Genomic DNA, 21,831 nt, shown 5'->3' with positions numbered 1-21,831 from the left:
CCCGCCCTGGCCCAGCGAGGGGCGGGAGCGCACACTGAGCTCCCCCGCGGCACGCACCAGCAGCGCATCAACCTGCCGCTTCAGGGTGTACCCCGACCGGAGCGCCCGGAGCAGACCCGCGTCGGACATGGTCTCGACATCGAGCTGGGCGGGTGCCACAACGACCGCTTCGCCGAACGCGCCCGTGGTCGCATCGGGCGCGCCAGTGGCGGGGTGCACGCCGACCTGGTCGCCGAACCCGGTGAGCGCACCAGCCCACACGGCCGCGAACGCAGCAGCGCTGTCGATGAGGGTGTCGGTTGTCTTGCACATACCCACATACTGACAGGCACCACCGACATTCCCGCAGACACCAAACAACACCTTGATCTGGGGTATTGCCTGTGAACAACCCTCCCGGAACAGGCCCTGTGGAGGAGGAGTGGAAGGCACCCCGTGCGGAGTGTCGACACACGCGACCTGCTGACCCGGCCGAGATCGGCGCCTTGGGCTAGTGCCGTGTCAGCCGCTCGATCAGCTCGCGGTAGCGCGCGGCGGTCTGGGCCACGATCTCCGGCGGCAGGGGCGGCGGGGGCGAGCCCTCGCCGGAGGTGGGGTCCCAGTTCGCCGCGAGCCAGTTGCGCACGATCTGCTTGTCGAAGCTGGCGCCCCTATCCCCAGACTCCCAGGCCGCCGCATCCCAGAACCGGCTGCTGTCGCTCGTGAGCACCTCGTCGCCGAGGGTGATCTCGCCCGTCTCGGGGTCCGCGCCGAACTCGAACTTGGTGTCGGCGAGGATGATCCCGCGCCCGGCGGCGATCTCGGATGCCCGGCGGAAGATCTCCAGGCTCCTCTCCCGCAGCGCCGTTGCAACGTCCTCGCCGACGAGTTCGACGGTGCGCTCGAAGGTGATGTTCTCGTCGTGGTCGCCGAGCGTCGCCTTGAACGCGGGCGTATAGATGGGCTCGGGCAGGCGGTCGCCGTTGTCGAGTCCGGCCGGGAGGGGAACGCCGCAGACGCTCTGGGTCTGCTGGTACTCCAGCCATCCAGATCCCACAAGGTATCCGCGCACAACGCACTCGATCGGGAACATCTCGAGCCTTTTCGCCAGCATCGCCCGGCCGGCGACCGACTCGGGCAGTCCGGCGGACGCCTCCGGGTTGTCCGCGACGGGGGCCACAATGTGGTTTGGGATGCCGTCGAGTTGGGCGAACCACCACAGGCTCAGCTGGGTGAGCAGCGAGCCTTTGCCCGGGATGCCCGGCTCGAGGATGTGGTCGAACGCGCTCACCCGGTCGCTCGCAACCACGAGCATCCGTCCCGGGTAGTCGGGCGACGAATACAGGTCGCGCACCTTCCCGGAGTATTCGTGGGTCCAGCCGGGGAGATCAGTCGCGTCGGTCACGCCCCCCATTATTCACTGCCGGCGAGGCCGCCCACTGCCGGCGAGGCTGCCAGGCCCGGCGCCAGCATCCGTCCCCGCCCTACTCTGCGACGCGCGCCGCGATGTCGGTGCGGTACTGCCCGCCTTCGAGCTTGATGACCTCGAGCGCCCGATACGCGCGCGCCCTCGCCTCGGTAAAGCTCGGGGCGACGGCGACGACGCTGAGCACGCGGCCGCCGGTCGCGACGAGGCCGGTGTTGTCGAGGGCCGCGGTGGCGGCGTGGGTGATCGTGATGCCGGGCATCGCGAGGGCCTCGTCGAGTCCGGTGATGACCCGCCCGGTGATCGGGGTCTCCGGGTATCCCTCGCTCGCGAGCACGACCGTGACGGCGACATCGGCCGTGAACCGCGGGCGCGGCAGCGAGCCGAGGCCGCCGGTCGATGCGGCAAACAGCAGGCCGCTGAGCGGGGTGATGAGACGCGGCAGCACCGCCTGCGTCTCGGGGTCGCCGAATCGGGCGTTGAATTCTATGACGCGGATGCCGTGGTCCGTCACGATGAGACCGCAGTACAGCAGCCCGATGAACGGCGTCTGCTCCGCGGCGAGCTGGCGCACGGTGGGGATCGCGATCGTGTCGATGACCTCGTCGACGAAGCCCTCCGGCAGCCAGGGGAGCGGCGAGTAAGAACCCATTCCGCCGGTGTTGGGGCCGAGGTCTCCGTCGAAGAGACGCTTGTAATCCTGCGCGGGGGAGAGCGGGAGCACGCTGTGGCCGTCGCTGAGCAGGAACAGCGACACCTCCTGGCCGGCGAGGAACTCCTCGACGAGCACGCTCCCGTGGCGCAGCCAGTACTCGGCGTGCGCGATGGCGGCATTGCGTTCACCGGTCACGAGCACGCCCTTGCCCGCCGCGAGCCCGTCGGCCTTCACGACGTAGGGGGCGCCGTACTCGTCGATGGCCTCGATGGCCTCCTCGAGCGTGCCCGACCGCGTCGCACGGCCGGTCGGAACTCCGGCGTCATCCATGATCCGCTTGGCGAAGGTCTTGCTCCCTTCGAGCTGGGCGGCCGCCTTGCCAGGGCCGAACACGGCGATGCCGCGGTTGCGCAGCGTGTCGGCGACGCCGGCGACGAGTGGTGCCTCCGGGCCGATGATGACGAGTTCGATGTCGTTGTCCAGCGCGAAGCCGGCGACGACCGCACCGTTAGTCGGGTCGAGGTGGATCACCGGAACATCGAGCGCGATGCCGGCGTTGCCGGGTGCCGCAGTGATGTCGTGGCCCGCATTCTCCGCGAGCAGTGCCGTGATGATGGCGTGTTCACGCGCACCGGAGCCAAGAACGAGGATTCTCACCCTGCAAGGTTAGCGGGGCGGTTGTTACCGTAGAACCATGGGCAGAGCGAAAATAGTGGCACTTGTCGGCGAAGCGGCGGTTCGGCAGGCGCTGCGGCCCGGGGCGGATCGGGAGACGACCGCTGTCGCGGTGCGGTACCTGCTGCAGGTGCTCTCCGAGAACGCGCCGGGAGGCACAGTCGAGGTACGGGTTCCGCCGTTCGGCGCGGTGCAATGCGTCGAGGGTCCGAATCACACCCGTGGCACGCCTCCGAACGTCATCGAGACGGATGCCGCGACCTGGCTCCAGCTCGCGACCGGCGGAATCGGATGGGCGGATGCTGTGCAGCGTGGCAACGTCTCCGCCTCCGGCCAGCGCGCGGACCTCTCCGACGAGCTCCCCGTGCTGTGGCAGCGAACTCCCGTCTGAGTCGGCAACAATAGGGGCATGACCGACCAACAGCCCCAGGGCGCCGACCCCGCGGGCAGCACTCCACAGGCCGGCAGTACCGCGCCGGCCGGCACCGATCCGGAGGGCGCGGCATCCGACCCCGCTGGCCGCTTGGCGAGCGCGGGCAGCTCGCCGAGTAATGGCGGTGTGACGAGCGAGGGCAGCGTGACCATGCGCCGCGCCCCGCGTTACCCGCGCTTCATCCTGCTCGGGGCAGGACTGGGCGCGATCGTCGCGTACATCCTCACGGCGGCGTTCCCGATCGACCCCCTCGTCGGATTCGCGGCGCTGTTCGGCTACTTCGCGCTCATCGGCGTCTCGGCCGGCGCCGCGATCGGGGGGCTCGTCGCGATCGCCCTCGACACGGTTGCCACGCGCCGCGCGAAGACGATGGGCGCCGAGCGCACTGTCGTCGACCCGACGCCGGAAGACGTCGAGGGTGACCTCGAAGACTGACCTTCAGCTTTCATTATTCAGGAGTTTGAGGCTGGGCGGCCTGTCATTATTCAGGGGTTTGAGGCTGGGCGGCCTGTCATTATTCAGGAGATTCGCCTGAGCCAGGGCTAAAAACCGGATCAAACGGATGCCTGCCGCCGACGGTTCGGCCGATTTTGCAGCATCCGCCCCGCCGGGTCCTGAATGATGAAAGCCCGCCGGGCTGGTTACTCCTGAATGATGAAAGCCCGCAGGGCTGGTTACTCCTGAATAATGAAAGCCCGCCGGGCCGACTACTCCTGAATAATGACAGCCCCCAGCGGCTAGCTGGCCTGGTTGCGCTCGACCCAGTTGAGGTACTCCGGCGAGACCGAGCCAGTGACGTAGTCGCCCGTGAAGCAGCTCATCTCGAGCTCGGTGACCGACGAGCCGGCGATGATCGCCGCCTGCATGTCCGCGACCTCCTGAAAGATCAGGTAGTCCGCGCCGAGGTCCGTGCGGATGTCGGGAATCTTCTTCCCGTGCGCCACGAGCTCGTGCCGGCTGGGCATGTTGATTCCGTAGACGTGCGGAAAGCGCACGGGCGGGGCCGCCGACGTGAAGGTGACCTTGTTGGCCCCGGCGAGCCTCGCCATCTCGACGATCTCCTTCGAGGTCGTCCCGCGCACGATCGAGTCGTCGACGATGAGGATGTTCTTGCCGCGGAACTCGCTGCCCATCGCGTTGAGCTTCTGCCGCACGCTCTTCTTGCGCTCCGCCTGCCCCGGCATGATGAACGTGCGGCCGACGTAGCGGTTCTTGTAGAAGCCCTCGCGGTACTCGAGCCCGAGCTTGCGGGCCACCTGCATCGCCGCGGGCCTGGCCGAATCCGGAATGGGCATGACGACGTCGATGTCGCCGCGCGGGGTGTACTTCGCGATCGTGTCGGCGAGGCTGTCGCCGAGCCGAAGCCGCGCCTCGTAGACCGAGATGCCGTTCATGACCGAGTCGGGGCGGGCGAGGTACACGTACTCGAACGAGCACGGAATCAGCCGCGGGTTCGCCGCGCACTGCTTCGAGGTCATCTCGCCATCGAGGGCGATGAAGATCGCCTCGCCGGGCGCGACATCCCGAACCATCTCGTATCCGCCGCTCTCGAGCACGAGCGACTCGGATGCGACGACCCACTCGTAGCCGACCATGCCCTTGGGGCGCCGGCCCAGAACGAGCGGACGGATGCCGAACGGATCGCGGAACGCGAGCAGGCCGTGTCCGGGAATGAGCGCGATCGTGGCATAGGAGCCCTCGACCCGCTCGTGCACTCGCTCGACCGCCGCGAAGATCTGCGAGGGGTCGAGGTCGGCGCCGGACACCTGCTGCTGCAGCTCGTGCGCGAGCACATTGACGAGCAGTTCGGTGTCGGATGTCGTGTTGAGGTGGCGCCGGTCGATATCGAACAGCTCTTGGGTGAGCTCGCGGGTGTTGGTGAGGTTGCCGTTGTGCACGAGAACGATGCCGTAGGGCGCGTTCACGTAGAACGGCTGCGCCTCCTCCTCGTTCGCGGCGGAACCGCGGGTCGCGTAGCGCACGTGGCCGAGGCCCATGGTGCCGGGCAGAGCACGCATGTCACGCGTGCGGAATGCCTCCCGCACCTGGCCTTTTGCCTTCACCATGTGGAAGGTTCGGCCGTCGGCGGTAGCGATGCCGGTCGAGTCCTGGCCGCGGTGCTGCAGCAGGAGAAGGCTTTCGTAGACGAGTTGGTTGGCGGGTTCCGAAGAAACAATGCCGACAATGCCGCACATTCGTGGGCGTGCTCCAGACCATAGAGTTGTACCGCAGCTGAATAACGCGGCGCACCCCAGTCTTTCACGCTCACGAACGGAACCGCGAATGTCGAACAGTTACAGTGCCGCCGGCGTGGACACCGCCGCCGGGGATCTCGCCGTCGAGCTCATGAAGTCGGCCGTCTCCGCGACGCACGGGCCCGGAGTCGTCGGCGGTGTGGGCGGCTTTGCCGGCCTCTTCGACGTGTCGTTCCTGAAGTCGTTCGAGCGCCCGCTGCTCGCGACCTCGACCGACGGGGTCGGCACCAAGGTCGCAATCGCGCAGGCGCTCGACAAGCACGACACCATCGGACTCGACCTCGTCGGCATGGTCGTCGACGACATCGTCGTCGTCGGCGCGAAACCCCTGTTCATGACCGACTACATCGCCTGCGGCAAGGTCATCCCCGAGCGGATCGCGGCGATCGTCGCCGGCATCGCGCGCGGATGCTCCGAGACCGGCACCGCCCTCGTCGGCGGCGAGACGGCCGAGCATCCGGGCCTGCTCGGCCCCGACGACTACGACGTCGCGGGCGCCGCGGTCGGCGCGGTCGAGGCGGATGCCCTGCTCGGTGCGCACCGGGTGACCGACGGCGACGTCGTGGTGGCGCTCGAATCATCCGGCCTGCACAGCAACGGCTATTCGCTCGTGCGGCACATCCTCGCCGGGCGGGACGCCGGCTACACCGACCACTCCGACGACCTCGGCGGCCTCATCGGCGAGGTGCTGCTCGAGCCGACCCGGCTCTACACCGCACCACTGCTGCGGCTGCTCGACGACCCCGTCACGGGCGACGGCGTGCACGCGCTCAGCCACGTCACCGGGGGCGGCATCGCCGCGAACCTCGCCCGCGTGCTGCCGGTGGGCTCCTGGGTCGAGCTCGAGCGCAGCAGCTGGACTCCTCAGCCCGTCTTCCACGTGCTCGCCGGGTGGGGCGGCCTCTCGCTCGCCGACACCGAGGGAACCTGGAACCTCGGCATCGGCATGATCGCGGTCGTGCGCGCCGACAAGGCCGCAATCATCGTCGACCGGCTGCGCGACGGCGGCATCCCGGCGTGGACGCTCGGCGTCGTCCAGACCGCCGCGCGCGACCTCACCGGTTTCGAGCAGGGCGCGAAGGGTGTCGACGGCGGCGCCGTTCGCCTCGTCGGCGCCTACGCCTGATCGCCCCGGATGCGGGGGTGGCCCCCGGATGCCGCAGAGTCTAGTTTCGTGTAGATGACCGATCCGCAGAATGCACCCACCCCGCCGCCGCAGCCCGGTAGCGGCTACGACACCAACCCGTACCAGTCAAACGGCTTCTCCCAGGCGCCGGAGCGCGGGCTCAGCATCGCGAGCACGGTGCTCGGAATCCTGTCGCTGTTCTTCGGATTCACCGTCGTGGTGCCGATCGTCGGACTCGTGCTCGGCGTGATGGGCCTGCGGCGTGAGCCGGAGGGCAGGAACTTCGCCCTCGCGGGCGTGTGGATCAACGGCGCGATACTGTTCCTCGGGCTGGTGATGGTGGTGATCCTGATCATCGCGCTCAGCATCGGGATCTTCTCGATCCCGGCGTTCGTCGAGATGAGCAACGCGGCCGTTCTCAACGCCTGACCGGCGCCACTAGGCCACGCTGCCGGCGCTGCAGTAGGAGCCTCTGCTGTGCACTCTGTGCGCAATGCGCAGCTCGGCCTCCGCGTCGTCGCCGACCTCGGGCCGGAACCGGTCGTCGGGGTTCCAGGCGAATCCGCCGTCCCCCGGATGCCGGCGCGCATCCGCCGCGAGGGCGAGCGGAATCAGGCGCATCCGCTGGTCGACCCACTCGGCGCTCCACGGCCCCTCTGCAATGATCTGCTCCGCGGGACGGAATTCGTAGTAGATCGTGCGGCGCAGGCGATTGTTGGTCACGGCCTCCGACCCGTGCACCACCATGACGTCGTGCACGAGCACGTCACCGGGCTCGAGCTCGGTCTGCACGACGCCGGGGGCGTCCCAGCCGTACTCCTCGGCGAGCTGGCAGACGTCGACGGGCCTGGTGTGTGACCCCGGGGCGACGCGCAACGAGCCCTCACCGGGACGCGCGGCGTCGAGGTAGACATCGACGTTGAAGATGCGGTGGTTGCGGGGGTGCACGGCGTCCTGGTGCCAGTCGATGGCGGCGCCGTCGCCCTCGTCCTTGAAGACGAGGGATTCGTAGGTGGGCACGAAATTCGCCCCGGCGAGACTCTCCGCGATCCTGAGCACGGCGGGGCTGCCGAGCAGCTCGAGGGAGGCGGGCTCGCTCTTGCCGTGAAGGTAGTCAATGCGGAACATCACGCGGCCGCCGGAACGCTGAGCGAAGACGTAGTCGGGGTCGGGGTGCCCGGATGCGGCGGAGGTGCGGCCGGTCTCGATCCAGCGCGCCGCGGCATCCTGGAGGCGGAGCAGGAGATCGGCCGGAATGCGGCTCTTGAGCACGAGGTAGCCCTGCTCATCGAAGGTCGCGACCTGCTCGGCGGTCAGGTGGTGCGGGGTGAGCTGACGGATGCTGGTGGTGATCATGCACCCACGATACGGACGTGGTATTCGGCATTCATCTCGAATTTCGCGGTTCGTTTCCGGAATAATCAACTCATGTTCGGTGACCGTGCTTCGTTTGGGTTCTCCTGCTGGAGCGCGAGTGCCGGGCGGATGTCGACCGCGCACCAGCACAACGACATCGAGGTGAACTTCAGTGCGTCGGACCTCGCCTACATGGTGGGCGGGCGACGGGTCGAGGTGCCGGCCGGAAGGGTCTCCGCGTTCTGGGGCGCGACACCGCACCAGCTCGTGGAGGTGCGCGCCGAAGCGCCGATCACCTGGCTCACCATTCCGCTGGCCAGGTTCACCTCGTGGCGGGTGCCCCGCGCGGCGGTGCGGGCGCTGCTCGGCGGCGAGGTGCTAGTCGCCCCCGCGGACTGGACGGTGGCCGACGGCGGGCGGCGGCTCGCGCCGTGGACGCACGACCTGGCGAGCGGCTCCGAGTTCGCGGAATCCGTGGCGGCGCTCGAGGTGGAGGCGTTCCTCTCCCGGTTCGCGCTGGTCGCCCAGCCGCAGGGGAGCGCCGGGCCGACGCCGGGTGGCGCCTCGTCTGCCGTTGCCGGGGCCGACGACGACGCCGTGCGGCGGGCGGGCGACATGGCGGCCTACATCGCCGACAACTTCCATCGGCCGCTGCGGGTCGCGCAGGTCGCCGAGGTGGCGCACGTGCACCCGCACTACGCCACCGCGCTGTTCAAGCGCGTCGTCGGACTCTCGATCCACGCCTACCTTGTGCAGTACCGGGTGGGAGAGGCGCAACGCCTGCTCGTCACCGGCGACATCCCGGTGTCCGATGTCGGGCGGGCGTCGGGGTTCCCCTCGCACAGCACGTTCTACGCCAGCTTCACCGCGGCGTGCGGAATGCCGCTGGCGAGCTACCGGAGGATGCACGCGGGCGGTTGATCGCGGGCAGCAGTTGGCGACGGCTGTTCGAGACCCGGGGGCGGTGCGCCATCGGCGAGCCGTCAGGCGCTCAGCGCCGGAACTTCAGGCGCTCTGCGCCTCGGAGGAATCTTCGGTCTCGTCGTCGTCGTCATCGGCGTTGGGGCCGAACGCCTGGGGGTCGGCTGCGACATCCGCCCACTTGTCGATGAGTTCATCCTGCTCGGGCGACGAGTGGGTCAACTCGCGCTGGAGCGCGCCATAGTTGGTGTCTGGGCTGAAGTACTTCAGCTCCCGGGCGACCTTGGTGTGCTTTGCCTTCTGGCGACCGCGTCCCATGGATGACCCCCTTACAATTCCAGCCCGCGCACGGGAAGGACGCGTCGGGCAATGGCCAACAGGAATGCTATGAACTAACCCCTAACTTTAGCACTAAGCGCCGAGCGCTCAGCGCCGTCTGTCCACAGGGTCGGACTGGAGCATCCGCCCTTGGTCCGATGGGAATTCTCGCGAGCGCGGCATCGACCGGTAGCGTGAACGCGTGACCTATGACCCGAGCCATCCCGGCGTCATCGTCATCGGCGCAGGACAGGCAGGACTCTCGGTCGCCTATTACCTGCAGAAGCTCGGGCTGGTCCCCGGCGAGGACTTCCTCATCGTCGATCGCGGGCCGGGAACGGGCGGTGCGTGGCAGCACCGGTGGGAGGCCCTGCGGATTGGTTCGGCACACCGCATCAACGACCTTCCCGGCATGAAGGAACTCGGCCTGAGCTTCGATGACGCAGACCGCCACGCCCCGGCGAAGGCCGTCGTGGCCACCTACTATCGCACATACGAGGAGCACTTCGGGCTGCGGGTGGAGCGTCCGGCGGCGGTCAGGTCGGTGTTCAACCGGGGGATCGAGCTTGTCGTTCGCATCGCCGGCCCTGCGGGGCAGCGGGATGTGCCGACACACACCGTCGTCAATGCGACCGGCACGTGGGGCTCGCCGTTCGTGCCGTACTACCCGGGATTGAACTCGTTCGCGGGACGCCACGTTCACACCACCGACTACGTGGCCGCCTCGGAGTTTGCCGGGCAGAGCGTCGTCGTGGTCGGCGGCGGCACCTCGGCGATCGGATTCCTGCTCGAGCTCGAGGGGGTCGCCGGGCAGCTCGCATGGGTCAGTCGCCGCGAGATCGAGTTTCTCGACGAGGGCGACTTCGACCTCGAGGCTCGGGTCTCCGCGGTCGCGATGCAGGACCTCGCCGCGCGCGAGGGCCGGGCGCTGCCGAGCATCGTGAGCGGCACCGGTGTGCCCAAGACCCGGCGCATTGCGGCCGGCATCGAGCGGGGAACGCTCGTCGCCCGACCACTGTTCACCGCGATCGAGCCGGATGGCGTGCGGTTCGCCGACGGCAGCTTCCAGAAAGCCGACGCGATCATCTGGTCGACCGGCTTCCGCCCGGAGCTGCGCCACCTCGCTCCGCTCAAGCTGCGCGAGAAGGCCGGCGGCATTCAGGTTGGCAACAGCTCGGCCTGGAAGGACGCCCGCGTCTTTTTCGCGGGCTACGGGCCGCAGGGATCCACGGTCGGTGCGAACCGGGCCGGGCGCACGATCGCGCGTCAGGTGGTCGCGACCCTCAGCAACCTCTGACAGCTTTCATTATTCAGGAGTGAAATGCTGCCGGGGCCAACCGGACGCAAGAATGCTGCGTTTCTCGCAAGAATGGTGCGGCGCAAGCGGTCGGATGCTCGATGTCCCAGCATCCGCCCGCCGCCCCGCCCACCACTCCTGAATAATGAAAGCGACCGGGCGCTCGTCGGGGGCAGCCTGTGATCGAGGTGCCGGCTCAGCGCACCTCGATGGTCGCGCCCGACGCCCCCGAGACCTCACCGTCGGCGTTGACCGCGATCGACACCGGTGCGCCCGCGAACCGCAGACCCGTCACGCTCAGCGGCGCGAGGGCCGTCGCCGCCGGCGACACCCCGAGCACCCCGGCCACGGCATCCGGCGCGAGCCCGAGCACGCTCGACAGGATCGACACCGACGACGCGGCCGACCACGCCTGCGGGCGGCACGCCGCCGGGTACGGCACCGGCGTGGAGAACAGTGCAGCGGGGTCGCCCGAGTGCAGTTCGGGGAGACGGAAATCGAATCCGGATGCCGCGGCGAGCAGCCCCGAGACGAGCACGCCGGCTTCGGCCGCGAAGCCCTCACGGGCAAGGCCGGCGATCGCGATGGCGGTGTCATGGGTCCACACGCTGCCGCCGTGGTAGCTGAGCGGCCAGTATCCGGCCGAGTCGGTGCTCATCGTGCGCAGGCCGTAGCCGCTGCTCATCTCGGGCGAGACGAGGTGGTCGGCGATCCGCCGCGCCTGGGCCGCGTCGAGCAGCCCGGTGCCGAGCAGGTGTCCGAGGTTGCTCGTTACGGTGTCGACGGGGCGCTTCGCGGCGTCGAGAGCGATCGCCGGGTAGGCGCCGGCGGGGGAGTCGATCCAGAACTCCTCGTTGAACCGGGTGCGCAACACGGATGCCCAGTCCCGCCAGGCGTCGCCACCGTCGACCCCGAAATGGTCGAGCAGGTCGGCGCCGTGCGTCGCGGCCTCGAAGGCGTAGGCCTGCACCTCGCACAGTGCGATCGGACCGTCGGCGAGGGTGCCGTCGCGCCACTGCACGGAGTCGCCGGAGTCCTTCCAGCCCTGGTTGGCGAGGCCGTGCCCGGTCTCGTCGACGTATTCGAGCAGGCCGTCGCCGTCGGCGTCGCCGAAGTCCCGCATCCACTCGAGCGCGGCAACGACGTTCGGCAGCAGCTCGCGCACCTGTTCCTCCGGCATGCCCCAGCGCCAGGCGTCGTGCAGCAGGCAGACCCAGAGCGGAGTCGCATCGACGGTGCCGTAGTAGAGCGGCGGCAGGTGGAGTCCCTCGCCGGGCATCGAGAGGCCGTCGCGGCGCATCTCGTGCATGATCTTGCCCGGCTGCTCGGCGGTGTCGGGCACCGAGGTGGTGCCCTGCAGGTTGGCGAGCACGCGCAGAGTGTCGGCGGCGAGCTCGGTGCCGAGCGGCAGCATCATCCGCGCGGCCCAGATCGAGTCGCGGCCGAAGAGAGTGAAGAACCAGGGGGCGCCCGCGGCAAGGAAGACCCGGTCGGGGTGGCTCGCGGGGCTGAGGCGCAGGGCGGCGAGGTCGTCGAGGGCGACGGCAAGCCAGCGGCCGAGACGGTCGTCGGCGGCGTCCACGGTGGGGATGCTCCAGGCGGCCGGCCCCTCGACGCCGTGCACGATCGCCCGCGAGTCGACCGCGGAGAGGTTCCAGCCGACGGTGGCCGAGCCGAACGGGGGAACGGTGACCTGCCACAGCAGTCGGACCTCGCCCGAGCCGAGCACCGTGATGGTGGCCGCCGGGGCATCGATCGAGGCGCTGATCGAGTCGTTCGACCAGCGGATGCCGGTGCCGTCGACGTTCGCGAGCGGGGCGGGGTCGGCCGCGCCGTGCCCGCCCTTCACATGGTCCATGTCGGCGAGGTCCAGTGACAGCACGAGCTCGACCGTCGTGTTGATCTCGGTGCCCAGGTTCGACTCGAGTCGCAGGTCCTCGCGGATGCCCGCCGTCGTCGCGGTGCGCGTGAGCAGCGAGCGAACGCGCGGGTCCGGCATCCGGTCGTCGAGGTGGCGCTGGAGGGCTACGAAGGTGACGGATGACGCGCCGTTCGAGCTCGTCGCGATGACCTCGCCGGCCTGGCCGCCGATCCGCAGGACGGCGCGGTTGACGAGGCGCATGTCGGAGAAGAAGATTCCGTGGATGCTCGCGGATCCCATCGAGCCGTCGGCCGCCGACCACGCCTGGGTCGGCGCCCGCAGCACGAGGGTCTCGGCGTGGATGAGCGGCTGGAGGGAGTGTTCGGCGCACCCGGGCTCGGTTGCCTCGGGCGACGGCAGGGTTACGGATTGCACGGGGTTGGACATGGACTGTCACGACTCCTCATTGATTGGCGTGAACGGAGGTCTTCTGGGGGACGGAGAATATTCGCCAGCAACTCGCGATTGACTTTTGCGTCCTCTGAGGTAACGTAACACTCAGAATTTGATCGATCAAATTTTTTGGATCATCGGGAATCGGGCATTCGCCCAGTTTGCTCGGCCCAAAACTTGAACGATCCAACCCACCAGTGTTGTTGAGGCCAAAGGAGGCCGCATGGCCCAGCCAACGGTAGAAGACGTCGCCCGCGAGGCGAACGTGTCGCGGCAGACCGTGTCGAATGTCATCAACACCCCGTCGATCGTGAAGCCCGCCACCCGCGACCGGGTTCAGGCGGCCATCGCCCAGCTCGGCTACCGGCCCAATCTCTCGGCGCGCCGCCTGCGGCAGCAGAAGTCCTCGACGATCGGCGTGCGCCTCGACCCCGTCCGCAACGGCATCTCCGGTGCCGTGCTCGACCGCTTCGTGCACGCCCTCACCGAGCAGGCGGATGCCCGCTCGATGCGCGTGCTGCTGTTCACGGCGGCGAGCCCGCAGGACGAGATCGAGCAGATCCGCTCTCTGCACGAGGGGGCGGATGTCGACGCGTTCGTGCTGACGGCGACCTTCCACGGCGACCCGCGCACCGCCTGGCTCATCGAGAACGACGTGCCCTTCGTGACCTTCGGCCGCCCCTGGGGCATCGACGACATGGACGACCCGAAGCACCTCTGGGTCGACATTGACGGACGCGAGGGCGTCAAGGATGCCACCGCGCGGCTCATCGACGACGGCGCGACGCGCGTGGGCTGGGTCGGCTGGCCGCGACCCTCCGGCACGGGCGACGACCGTCGGGCCGGCTGGGAGGAGGCGATGCGGGAGCGCGTCGGCGCGAGCGACGCCGAACTCGTCGCACTGAGCGTCGAATCCTATGACGGCGTGTCCGAGGCGACCGAGACCGTCGCCGACATGCTGCGCGCGGGCCGGGTTCCGGATGCGCTCGTCTGCGCGAGCGACACCCTCGCGCTCGGCGCGCTCATCGCCGCATCATCCGCCGGCCTCACCGACCTGCCGATCATCGGGTTCGACAACACGCCTGTCGCCGAGGCCGTCGGCCTCTCCAGCGTCGACCAGGTGCTCGACCGTGTCGCCGTCGCGACGCTCGAGCTGCTGCTCGGCAGCGAGGGCAACAGCATCGTTTCGCGCGGGACGGATGCCGGCCCGTCCCACCGGCTCATCGCGCCGGCGCTCGTGCTCCGCACGCCCAACCACTTGCCGCTCTATGGCACCACCACCGAGAGGACAGCTCCCGCTGTTCGCAATCATCACCGAAAGGAAACATCATGAACAAGAAAGCACTGGGCGCAGCGGCCCTTGCGATCGGCCTCACCGCAACCCTCGGGGGATGCGCGGCCGGCTCCGGCGGCGACAGCGCCGAGGGCCAGGAGCTCAGCATCCTGATCGGCTCGAGCGGTGACGCCGAGACGCAGGCGGTCACCGAGGCGGCGAACGCCTGGGCGGCGGAGAACGACGCGACCGTCGAGGTCATCGTCGCGAACGACCTCAACCAGCAGCTCAGCCAGGGCTTCGCCGGCGACAGCGCCCCCGACCTCTTCTACATGGGCTGGGACCAGTTCGCGACCTATGCGAGCAACGGGTACCTCCAGCCGTACGCGGCCGACCTCGCCAATTCCGGCGACTTCTACAGCGGCCTCGTCGACACGTTCACCTACGACGACACCTTCACCTGCGCCCCGAAGGACTTCTCGACCCTCGGCCTCATTGTCAATACCGACGCGTGGGCCGCGGCCGGACTCACCGAGGCCGACATCCCCACCGATTGGGACACCCTCGAGGCCGTCGCGACGACGCTCACGACCGACAGCCAGGTCGGACTCTCGTTCGGCCTCGAATACGCCAGGGCCGGCGCATTCATGAACCAGGCCGGTGGGCAGCTCATCAGCGATGATGGCGAAACCGTCGAGGCCGACAGTGCAGAGAACCTCGCGGGCCTCGAGTACATCCAGAAGCTCCACGACGCTGGCGTCTACAAGACCCCGTCCGAGATCGACTCCGGATGGTCGGGCGAGGCTCTCGGCAAGGGTGCCGCCGCCATGGTGATCGAGGGACCGTGGATCAAGGGAATCAAGAACGACTTCCCCGACACCAACTACGCCGCCTATGAACTGCCGGCCGGCCCCGAGGGTCAGTCGACCTACACGTTCAGCAACTGCTGGGGCATCCCGCAGGGCTCCGACACCGCCGAGGCCGCGACCTCGCTCGTCGAGTTCCTGACCTCGGACGAGCAGCAGATGGCCGCGGCGGATGCCTTCGGCGTTCTGCCCTCGACGGAGTCGGCTGCAGCTCTCTACGCCGAGAGCTACCCGGAGAACGCGTCGTTCGTCGCGAGCGCCGAGTACGCCGTGAGCCCGGTCAACTTCGCCGGATCCACGTCGGCGATCGCCGACTTCAACTCGCAGCTCGAGACGCTCATCGGCGGCGACGCCCAGGGCATCCTCGAGTCGTTCCAGACGAGCCTTCAGGCCGCGCTGGACGAAGCGAACGCCCAGTAGGTTCCCCACCACACACCGGCCGGGCGGCGCAGCATCCGCCGCCCGGCCCCTCATCGAAAGAGGAATCATGAGCAAGGGCATGCGTGCCGGTGAAGCGAAGTACGGGTACCTGTTCGTCGCTCCGGCTGTCATCATCATCGGGGTCTTCCTGGTGGCGCCGATCTTCCTGGCGCTCTACGTGAGCTTCAGCAACTGGAATGGCCTCGGGTCACCGCTCGGCAACTCCGAGTTCATCGGCACCGAGAACTACGCCAAGGTACTCGTCGACGACGGGCTCAGCAAGAGCGACTTCGGCACCTCGATCCGCAACAACTTCTACTACGTCATCTTCGTCGTGCCGGCCCAGACAGCACTGGCGCTGTTCCTGGCCGTGCAGGTCAACCGGCGCGTGCTGCGCGGCCGCGGATTCTTCCGCACCGCGTTCTACTTCCCGAGTGTCACGAGCTCGATCGCGATCACCACGATCTTCCTGTTCCTCTTTACCGCGTCGGGCGTCGTCAACTCGATCCTCGCCTTCTTCGGCATCAACGGGCCCAACTGGTTCAAAGACCCGAGCGGGGTCATCCACAACATCCTCGGCGTGTTCGGGGTCAACTCGGCGCCCGCCTTCCTCGACGTGCAGGGCCCGCTCGGAATCAGCTGGTGGCAGTGGGTGGCCGGGCCATCGGTCGCGATGTGCGCGCTGATCGCGCTCGCCGTGTTCACGACCTCCGGTACCTTCATGCTGCTGTTCCTCGCGGCGCTGCAGAACATCGGCGCCGAGATCGACGAGGCGGCGCTGATGGACGGCTCCGGACCCTTCCGCAAGTTCTTCTCGGTGACGCTGCCGATGCTGAAGCCGACCCTGTTCACCGTGCTGACGCTCGGGTTGATCGGCACCTGGCAGGTCTTCGACCAGGTGTATCTGACCGGCGGCAACGGCGCTCCGGCGAAGACGCTGCTGACCCCCGCATTCCTGGCTTTCTCCACGTCGTTCAACGATCTGAAGTGGGGTCAGGGAGCGGCGATCTCGTTCATCCTGTTCGCGATCATCGTGGCGCTCACGCTGCTGCAGCGCTTCATCCTGCGCGACCGCGACGTCGGCAAGCGGGCCGAGACCAATGCCACGAAGGCCGCCGCCGAGTTGCATGTCGGCGCGGCGCGGGCCAGCGCGAAGAACGCCTCCTCGAACACCGACACCAGACAGGCGGGCATCCGATGACGACTCTCACGCAGGCCGCGATCCAGTCCGAACCGGACCCACGCCCGGCCGGATCGACCCCGCCGCGCCGGAAGGGGCTCTCGCGCAAGATGCGCTCGTCGATTTTCGCGAGCTATCTGCTGCTCATCCTGCTCGCGCTCGTCTACATCTACCCGTTCCTCATCTCGGTCGCGGGGAGCTTCAAGACGGATGCCGATTCCACGGCCAACCCGCTCGCCCTGATCCCCGAGACCTGGTCGTTCGCCGCCTACGAACGGCTCTTCACCGACGTGCCACTACCGCGCTGGGCGGCCAACTCGACGATGATCACCATCATCGTCACCCTCGGGCGGGTGTTCTTCGACTCGCTCGCCGGGTACGCGCTCTCGCGGCTGCAGTTCCGCGGTCGCAACTTCATCTTCGCCGCGCTCATCGCCGTCATGGCGGTTCCGGGCGTGGTGTTGCTGATTCCGCGCTTCCTGATCCTCAAGGAGCTCGGCCTGTACGACAGCTATGGTGGAATGATCATCCCGCTCCTCATCGACGCGGCCGGCATCTTCATCATGAGGCAGTTCTTCGAGTCGATCCCGATCAGCGTGGAGGAGGCCGCCCGCATCGACGGGGCCGGCGTGTTCCGCACTTTCTGGACGATCGTGCTCCCGATGGCCCGGCCCGCGGTCGTGACGCTCGTGATCCTGAGCTTCCAGGGCTCGTGGAACGAGTTCTCGCACTTCATCGTGTCGCGGTCCGATCCGGACCTGAACACGCTGACGACCGGTGTCGCGTCGCTCGTGTCGGGGCAGCTCGGCTCGGGCAACCAGTTCCCGATCGTGCTCGCCTCGGCGATGCTCATGACCATTCCGGTTGCGGTCGTGTTCTTCATCTTCCAGAAGCGGCTGATGAACACGACGGAGGGGGCCGAGAAGGGCTGACTTTCATTATTCAGGAGTTGGAGGTGTGGGCGGCTGGTTGACCCGAGGTTTCGGGCGCCGGCCGCTTTCATCATTCAGGAGTGATGTGGTGCCGTGAGTGGGCCGGGCGCGAGAAAGATGCGTTTCGCGCCGAAATGGTGCGGCGGATGCCGTCGGATGCTGCAATACCGGCATCCGTTCGTCCATTCCGGCTCCCCACTCCTGAATGATGAAAGGGCTCGCCGGCCCGGCACTCCTGAATGATGAAAGGGCTCGCCGGCCCGGCACTCCTGAATGGTGAAAGCCGCGGGCGCCGTGGCGCCGCGACCTACAGCCTGTACTGCACCCAGTCGCGCCGGGAGTCGTATCCGGGCAGCGTTGGGCGCGGCCCATAGCCGTCGCGCCGGATGAGCTCGATCGTCGCGATGAGCACCCACAGGGCGAGTGTCACCGCCGGAACGAGAACGACGTACACACCGATCACCTCCCTTCAACGACGAGGACGGTCGCGGGTGCCACCTCTGGCACCCGCAGCAGCGGCAGCGTCACATTGACCATCGGCCCGATCAGCAGCGCGAACGCGACCGTGCCGACGCCGACCGTTCCGCCGAGCAGCCATCCGATCGACAGCACGGTCACCTCGATCGCAGTGCGCACGATCCAGAACCGCACGCCCCAGCGGTCGTGGATGCCCGTCATCAGGCCGTCGCGCGGGCCCGGGCCGAACCTGGCGCCGATGTAGAGCCCGGTGGCGATCGCGAGGAGCGCGAGGCCGCCGGCGAACAGCAGAATCTGGCTCCAGAGCTCGGTCGCGAGCGGCAGCACTGCCAGGCCGACCTCGGCGGCCGGCCCGATGAGCAGCACATTGAGGATGGTGCCGATTCCCGGCTTCTGCCGGATCGGGATCCACAGCAGCAGCACGATCGCGCCGATGATCACCGTCACCCAGCCGAACGGGATGCCGGTGCGCAACGACACCCCCTGTGAGAGCACGTCCCACGGCGAGACGCCGATGCCGGCCTGGATCATCATCGCGATCGCGACGCCGTAGAGAAAGAGACCGACCACCAGCTGGGTCACACGACGGGCGAAAACAAACGACATGAAAGCATCCAATCGCTCAATTGGTCTTCTCTCAAGAGGCCAATCTTCGTACACTGGCCTGATGTCCAGCATCTCAGCCCGCATATTGGACTCGCTCCTGCAGGATTGGCGCAGCAGCACGCCCGCCTACACGGCCCTCGCCGACCGCATCCGACTGCTCATTCTCGACGGACGCATCCCCGTCGGCGCCCGCCTCCCGGCCGAACGCGACCTCGCGCAGCACCTCGGCGTGAGCCGCACGACCGTCAGCGCGAGCTACGCCGAGCTGCGCGAGGCCGGCTACCTCTCGAGCGTGCGCGGATCCGGCAGCATCGCCCGGCTGCCCGGCCGCGCGCCCGTGCCGATCCACGAGCCGAGCGCCGGGTTCCTCGACTTCAGCAAGGCGGCCCTGCCGGCGAGCCCCCTGCTGGCGGATGCCGCGGTGCGGGCCGCCCAGGCGCTCCCTGCCTACCTTGCCGACACCGGTTTCGACCCGATCGGGCTGCCCCGGCTGCGCCAGGCGGTCGCCGACCGCTATGCCGCGCGGGGCCTGCCCACCGACGCCGAGCAGGTCATGATCACGATCGGCGCGCAGCACGCGATCGCGCTGCTCGCCCGGGTGTTGCTCGATCGCGGCGACAGCGCCCTCGTCGAGTCGCCGAGCTATCCGCACGCCTTCGACGCGCTGCGGGTTGCAGGCGCCCGGCTGGTTCCGGTCGGCGTCACGAGCGACGACGGCTGGGACGAAGACGCCCTCGAGCAGGGCCTGCGCCGCACGAGCCCCGCGCTCGCCTATGTCATGCCCGATTTTCACAATCCGACCGGCCGGGTGATGAGCGCCGGGCTCCGGGAGCGGATGCTGGGACTCGCCGCCCTCCAAGGCACCACAGTCATCGCGGACGAGACAATGGCCGAGCTCGGCATCGACGCGCCGGAGGCCCTGCTGCCGCTCGCCGGCTACGGCCCCGCGGTGTCGATCGGATCGCTCGGCAAGACCGTCTGGGGCGGCGTGCGCATCGGCTGGATCCGCGCCGAGCCCCAGCTGATCCAGAAGCTCGTGCGGGCCCGGTCCGCTGGCGACCTCGGCACGCCGATCCTCGAGCAGCTCATCGCGATCGAACTGCTCGGCCGCTACGACGAGGTACTCGAGGGGCGCCGGGAGCAGCTGCGCCACGGTCGCGACTACCTCGAGCGTGCCGTGCGCGCGGCGCTCCCGCAGTGGACAGTGCCGCACGTGAGGGGCGGCCTCACCACCTGGGTGAACCTCGGGCGACCGGCGAGCTCGCAGCTCACCCTCGCCGCGCGTAATGAGGGCCTCGTGCTCGCGTCCGGCCCGAGATTCGGCATCGACGGGGCGTTCGAGCGGTTCCTGCGCCTGCCGTTCAGCTATACCCCCGACGAGACCGACCGCGCGGTCGCGTCGCTCGCCCGCGCGTGGGGCGCGCTGTCGCGGCATCCGCTCCCCGAGCAGAACTACCTCGCCGCCGTCGTCTGATCCGCGCCCGACCGCATCCGTCCAGCGAAGATGACAGATACTGGATCCCGTCGTCGAAAGGATTCCCATGAACAGCCTCGACAGCAAGCCCTGGCTCCGCGCCTACGCCGACGGCGTGCCGCACGAGATCGAGCCGGTCAACCAGACGCTCGTCGACATGATCGACGAGGCCGTCGCCACCTACCGTCGCGACGTCGCGCTCGAGTTCTTCGGGGCGGAGACCACCTACGCCGAGCTCGGCGAGCAGATCGCGCACGCGGCCGAGGGCCTGCGCCGGCTCGGGGTGGAGGCGGGAGACCGCGTGGCGATCGTGCTGCCGAACTGCCCGCAGCACGTCGTCGCCTTCTACGCGGTGCTGCGGCTCGGCGCGATCGTCGTCGAGCACAACCCGCTGTACACGGCGCGCGAGCTACGCCACCAGTTCGAGGACCACGGCGCGCGAGTCGCCATCGTGTGGGACAAGGTCTACGACACGCTGGCCGGCTTTCCGAAAGACATCCGGCTGGAACGCCTGGTCTCGGTCGACCTCACCGCGGCGCTCCCGTTCGGCAAGCGGTTCGCGCTGCGCCTGCCGATCCCGAAGGCCCGCACCGCGCGGGCTGCGATGACGGCGACCCCCTCCGGGCGCAACGTGTTCACCTGGGACCGCCTGATCTCGGGCCGTCGCCTGTCGAAGCGGCATCCGGCTCCCCGGCCGAGCGACACCGCCCTGCTGCAGTACACGAGCGGAACGACCGGCTCGCCCAAGGGCGCGATCCTCAGTCACGCGAATCTGCGGGCGAACGCGGCGCAGGGGGAGGCCTGGGTCCCCGGGCTGACCCGGGGCAAGGAGACCTTCTACGCGGTACTCCCACTTTTCCATGCCTACGGCCTCACCCTGTGTCTGACCTTCGCGATGAGCATCGGCGCGCGGCTCGTGCTGTTCCCGCGCTTCGACGTCGACCTCGTGTTGGCCGCCGTGCGCACGTCGCCGCCGACGTTCCTGCCGGCCGTACCGCCGATCTACGACCAGCTCGCCGCGGCCGCGGAGTCGCGGAAGGTCGACCTGAGCAGCATCCGGTTCGCGATCTCGGGGGCGATGAGCCTGCCCGTCGAGACCGTGCGGCGGTGGGAGGCGGTGACCGGCGGTCTCCTCGTCGAGGGCTACGGCATGACCGAGTCCTCGCCCGTCGCGCTCGGCAATCCGATCGGGCCGTCACGGCGGCCCGGCACCGTGGGGGTGCCGTTCCCGAGTACCGAGATTCGCGTCGTCGACCCGGCCGACCCGACCATCGACCGCCCCGACGGCGAGCCGGGGGAGCTGCTCATCCGCGGGCCGCAGGTGTTCCACGGCTACTGGCACAACCCGGAGGACACCGCGCACACCCTCATGCCGGACGGCTGGCTTCGCACCGGCGACATCGTCACGGTCGCGCCCGACGGATTTGTCACCGTCGTCGACCGCGTGAAGGAGCTCATCATCACCGGCGGCTTCAACGTGTCGCCGTCCGAGGTCGAGGCGGCGCTGCTCGCGCACCCGGATGTCACGGCGGCGGCGGTCGTCGGCCTTCCGCATTCGTCGGGCGGCGAGGAGGTCTCGGCGGCGGTCGTGCTGCGTGCGGGGGCCGCCTTCGACTCCGGAGCGCTGCGCGAGTTCTGCCGCGGGAGCCTCGCCGGGTATAAGGTACCGAAGCGGATCGTCGTGCTCGACGAGCTGCCCCGGTCGCTCATCGGCAAGGTCATGCGGCGGCAGGTGCGCGACGCGTTGCTCGCGGTGCGTGCGTAGGGGCCGCGCGTAGGGTGCGCGCATAACTCGGCTCGCTCCCAACGGGGGGCGCTACCCTTGAGGGGTAGGACCGTGGGTTCGGG

Annotated in this window: 21 protein-coding genes; 12 read left to right on the top strand and 9 right to left on the bottom strand. The window is 68.7% G+C overall.

Features of this window, described 5'->3' with window-relative positions; translation table 11 throughout:
* The 3 genes from ABIB15_RS12400 to purD form a co-directional block, all read right to left on the bottom strand.
* On the bottom strand, positions 1-312 hold a 312-nt coding region (locus tag ABIB15_RS12400; RefSeq protein ID WP_354479016.1), incomplete at its 3' end, for a hypothetical protein.
* A 178-nt stretch (positions 313-490) separates the two neighbouring features.
* On the bottom strand, positions 491-1,384 hold the full coding sequence (locus ABIB15_RS12395) for a phosphoribosylaminoimidazolesuccinocarboxamide synthase (protein ID WP_502908962.1): 894 nt from the start codon (positions 1,382-1,384) through the stop codon (positions 491-493).
* A gap of 79 nt (positions 1,385-1,463) precedes the next feature.
* Entirely contained in the window at positions 1,464-2,717 is a 1,254-nt protein-coding gene (purD, locus tag ABIB15_RS12390) for a phosphoribosylamine--glycine ligase (protein WP_354479010.1), read from the bottom strand.
* Between the two features lie 37 nt (positions 2,718-2,754).
* Between purD and ABIB15_RS12385 the strand changes: the two genes are divergently transcribed.
* Positions 2,755-3,126 (top strand): sterol carrier family protein, encoded by a 372-nt coding sequence (locus ABIB15_RS12385; RefSeq protein ID WP_354479008.1) that lies wholly within the window; start codon positions 2,755-2,757, stop codon positions 3,124-3,126.
* An 18-nt stretch (positions 3,127-3,144) separates the two neighbouring features.
* Positions 3,145-3,603: a hypothetical protein gene (locus tag ABIB15_RS12380; RefSeq protein ID WP_354479005.1), complete on the top strand. Its 459-nt coding sequence runs from the start codon at positions 3,145-3,147 to the stop codon at positions 3,601-3,603.
* 302 nt (positions 3,604-3,905) lie between these two features.
* On the opposite strand, the gene purF is transcribed toward ABIB15_RS12380, so the two are convergent.
* The gene (gene purF / locus ABIB15_RS12375; RefSeq protein ID WP_354479002.1) at positions 3,906-5,363 is read right to left on the bottom strand and encodes an amidophosphoribosyltransferase; all 1,458 of its coding nucleotides are present in this window, start codon (positions 5,361-5,363) and stop codon (positions 3,906-3,908) included.
* Between the two features lie 88 nt (positions 5,364-5,451).
* Here purF and purM point away from each other — a divergent pair, with 88 nt between their 5' ends.
* Complete coding sequence (gene purM / locus ABIB15_RS12370) at positions 5,452-6,549, top strand: phosphoribosylformylglycinamidine cyclo-ligase (protein ID WP_354478999.1); 1,098 nt, start codon at positions 5,452-5,454, stop codon at positions 6,547-6,549.
* 54 nt (positions 6,550-6,603) lie between these two features.
* On the top strand, positions 6,604-6,978 hold the full coding sequence (locus tag ABIB15_RS12365; protein ID WP_354478996.1) for a DUF4190 domain-containing protein: 375 nt from the start codon (positions 6,604-6,606) through the stop codon (positions 6,976-6,978).
* Positions 6,979-6,987: 9 nt separating this feature from the next.
* Here the strand turns inward: ABIB15_RS12365 and ABIB15_RS12360 are convergent, their stop codons facing one another.
* Positions 6,988-7,905 (bottom strand): phytanoyl-CoA dioxygenase family protein, encoded by a 918-nt coding sequence (locus tag ABIB15_RS12360; protein ID WP_354478993.1) that lies wholly within the window; start codon positions 7,903-7,905, stop codon positions 6,988-6,990.
* Positions 7,906-7,977: 72 nt separating this feature from the next.
* Here ABIB15_RS12360 and ABIB15_RS12355 point away from each other — a divergent pair, with 72 nt between their 5' ends.
* Entirely contained in the window at positions 7,978-8,826 is an 849-nt protein-coding gene (locus tag ABIB15_RS12355) for a helix-turn-helix domain-containing protein (protein ID WP_354478990.1), read from the top strand.
* An 84-nt stretch (positions 8,827-8,910) separates the two neighbouring features.
* Here ABIB15_RS12355 and ABIB15_RS12350 read toward each other — a convergent pair whose 3' ends face one another.
* Positions 8,911-9,144: a DUF3073 domain-containing protein gene (locus tag ABIB15_RS12350; protein WP_354478987.1), complete on the bottom strand. Its 234-nt coding sequence runs from the start codon at positions 9,142-9,144 to the stop codon at positions 8,911-8,913.
* A gap of 202 nt (positions 9,145-9,346) precedes the next feature.
* On the opposite strand from ABIB15_RS12350, the gene ABIB15_RS12345 reads away from it, so the two are divergent.
* Positions 9,347-10,441: an NAD(P)-binding domain-containing protein gene (locus ABIB15_RS12345; protein WP_354478984.1), complete on the top strand. Its 1,095-nt coding sequence runs from the start codon at positions 9,347-9,349 to the stop codon at positions 10,439-10,441.
* A 196-nt stretch (positions 10,442-10,637) separates the two neighbouring features.
* Here the strand turns inward: ABIB15_RS12345 and ABIB15_RS12340 are convergent, their stop codons facing one another.
* Positions 10,638-12,737: a glycogen debranching N-terminal domain-containing protein gene (locus ABIB15_RS12340; RefSeq protein WP_354478981.1), complete on the bottom strand. Its 2,100-nt coding sequence runs from the start codon at positions 12,735-12,737 to the stop codon at positions 10,638-10,640.
* Between the two features lie 241 nt (positions 12,738-12,978).
* On the opposite strand from ABIB15_RS12340, the gene ABIB15_RS12335 reads away from it, so the two are divergent.
* The 4 genes from ABIB15_RS12335 (at position 12,979) to ABIB15_RS12320 (ending at position 17,426) form a co-directional block, all read left to right on the top strand.
* Complete coding sequence (locus ABIB15_RS12335; RefSeq protein ID WP_354478978.1) at positions 12,979-14,088, top strand: LacI family DNA-binding transcriptional regulator; 1,110 nt, start codon at positions 12,979-12,981, stop codon at positions 14,086-14,088.
* Positions 14,085-15,314, top strand: a complete 1,230-nt coding sequence (locus tag ABIB15_RS12330; RefSeq protein WP_354478975.1) for a sugar ABC transporter substrate-binding protein — start codon at positions 14,085-14,087, stop codon at positions 15,312-15,314. Before ABIB15_RS12335 ends, ABIB15_RS12330 begins: the two co-directional genes overlap by 4 nt.
* 67 nt (positions 15,315-15,381) lie before the next feature.
* Positions 15,382-16,515 carry a carbohydrate ABC transporter permease gene (locus tag ABIB15_RS12325; protein ID WP_354478972.1) on the top strand — a complete coding sequence of 378 codons (1,134 nt, stop codon included), beginning with the start codon at positions 15,382-15,384 and terminating at the stop codon, positions 16,513-16,515.
* Positions 16,512-17,426, top strand: a complete 915-nt coding sequence (locus ABIB15_RS12320) for a carbohydrate ABC transporter permease (RefSeq protein ID WP_502908961.1) — start codon at positions 16,512-16,514, stop codon at positions 17,424-17,426. Before ABIB15_RS12325 ends, ABIB15_RS12320 begins: the two co-directional genes overlap by 4 nt.
* 307 nt (positions 17,427-17,733) lie before the next feature.
* On the opposite strand, the gene ABIB15_RS12315 is transcribed toward ABIB15_RS12320, so the two are convergent.
* Entirely contained in the window at positions 17,734-17,880 is a 147-nt protein-coding gene (locus ABIB15_RS12315) for a hypothetical protein (RefSeq protein ID WP_354478969.1), read from the bottom strand.
* A gap of 5 nt (positions 17,881-17,885) precedes the next feature.
* Positions 17,886-18,509 (bottom strand): membrane protein YczE, encoded by a 624-nt coding sequence (gene yczE / locus ABIB15_RS12310; protein WP_354478966.1) that lies wholly within the window; start codon positions 18,507-18,509, stop codon positions 17,886-17,888.
* A 61-nt stretch (positions 18,510-18,570) separates the two neighbouring features.
* On the opposite strand from yczE, the gene yczR reads away from it, so the two are divergent.
* The gene (gene yczR / locus ABIB15_RS12305) at positions 18,571-19,983 is read left to right on the top strand and encodes a MocR-like transcription factor YczR (protein WP_354478963.1); all 1,413 of its coding nucleotides are present in this window, start codon (positions 18,571-18,573) and stop codon (positions 19,981-19,983) included.
* 67 nt (positions 19,984-20,050) lie between these two features.
* Complete coding sequence (locus ABIB15_RS12300) at positions 20,051-21,748, top strand: long-chain-fatty-acid--CoA ligase (RefSeq protein ID WP_354478961.1); 1,698 nt, start codon at positions 20,051-20,053, stop codon at positions 21,746-21,748.
* The last annotated feature ends 83 nt before the right edge of the window (positions 21,749-21,831 follow it).

Source organism: Marisediminicola sp. UYEF4 (genome assembly GCF_040546025.1).
In the GTDB taxonomy this organism is placed as follows: domain Bacteria; phylum Actinomycetota; class Actinomycetes; order Actinomycetales; family Microbacteriaceae; genus Marisediminicola.
The sequence above is the reverse complement of the archived record's forward strand: the minus strand, read 5'-3'. Positions and strand labels throughout refer to the sequence as shown.

What these genes read in the sequence shown, in the direction of transcription:
- purF (WP_354479002.1), bottom strand. Translation starts at nt 5,363, where the DNA reads ATGTGCGGCATTGTCGGCATTGTTTCTTCGGAACCCGCCAACCAACTC.
- ABIB15_RS12300 (WP_354478961.1), top strand. Translation starts at nt 20,051, where the DNA reads ATGAACAGCCTCGACAGCAAGCCCTGGCTCCGCGCCTACGCCGACGGC.
- ABIB15_RS12350 (WP_354478987.1), bottom strand. Translation starts at nt 9,144, where the DNA reads ATGGGACGCGGTCGCCAGAAGGCAAAGCACACCAAGGTCGCCCGGGAG.
- ABIB15_RS12320 (WP_502908961.1), top strand. Translation starts at nt 16,512, where the DNA reads ATGACGACTCTCACGCAGGCCGCGATCCAGTCCGAACCGGACCCACGC.
- ABIB15_RS12360 (WP_354478993.1), bottom strand. Translation starts at nt 7,905, where the DNA reads ATGATCACCACCAGCATCCGTCAGCTCACCCCGCACCACCTGACCGCC.
- ABIB15_RS12380 (WP_354479005.1), top strand. Translation starts at nt 3,145, where the DNA reads ATGACCGACCAACAGCCCCAGGGCGCCGACCCCGCGGGCAGCACTCCA.
- ABIB15_RS12385 (WP_354479008.1), top strand. Translation starts at nt 2,755, where the DNA reads ATGGGCAGAGCGAAAATAGTGGCACTTGTCGGCGAAGCGGCGGTTCGG.
- ABIB15_RS12325 (WP_354478972.1), top strand. Translation starts at nt 15,382, where the DNA reads ATGAGCAAGGGCATGCGTGCCGGTGAAGCGAAGTACGGGTACCTGTTC.
- purM (WP_354478999.1), top strand. Translation starts at nt 5,452, where the DNA reads ATGTCGAACAGTTACAGTGCCGCCGGCGTGGACACCGCCGCCGGGGAT.
- ABIB15_RS12330 (WP_354478975.1), top strand. Translation starts at nt 14,085, where the DNA reads ATGAACAAGAAAGCACTGGGCGCAGCGGCCCTTGCGATCGGCCTCACC.
- yczR (WP_354478963.1), top strand. Translation starts at nt 18,571, where the DNA reads ATGTCCAGCATCTCAGCCCGCATATTGGACTCGCTCCTGCAGGATTGG.
- yczE (WP_354478966.1), bottom strand. Translation starts at nt 18,509, where the DNA reads ATGTCGTTTGTTTTCGCCCGTCGTGTGACCCAGCTGGTGGTCGGTCTC.
- ABIB15_RS12335 (WP_354478978.1), top strand. Translation starts at nt 12,979, where the DNA reads ATGGCCCAGCCAACGGTAGAAGACGTCGCCCGCGAGGCGAACGTGTCG.
- ABIB15_RS12365 (WP_354478996.1), top strand. Translation starts at nt 6,604, where the DNA reads ATGACCGATCCGCAGAATGCACCCACCCCGCCGCCGCAGCCCGGTAGC.
- ABIB15_RS12355 (WP_354478990.1), top strand. Translation starts at nt 7,978, where the DNA reads ATGTTCGGTGACCGTGCTTCGTTTGGGTTCTCCTGCTGGAGCGCGAGT.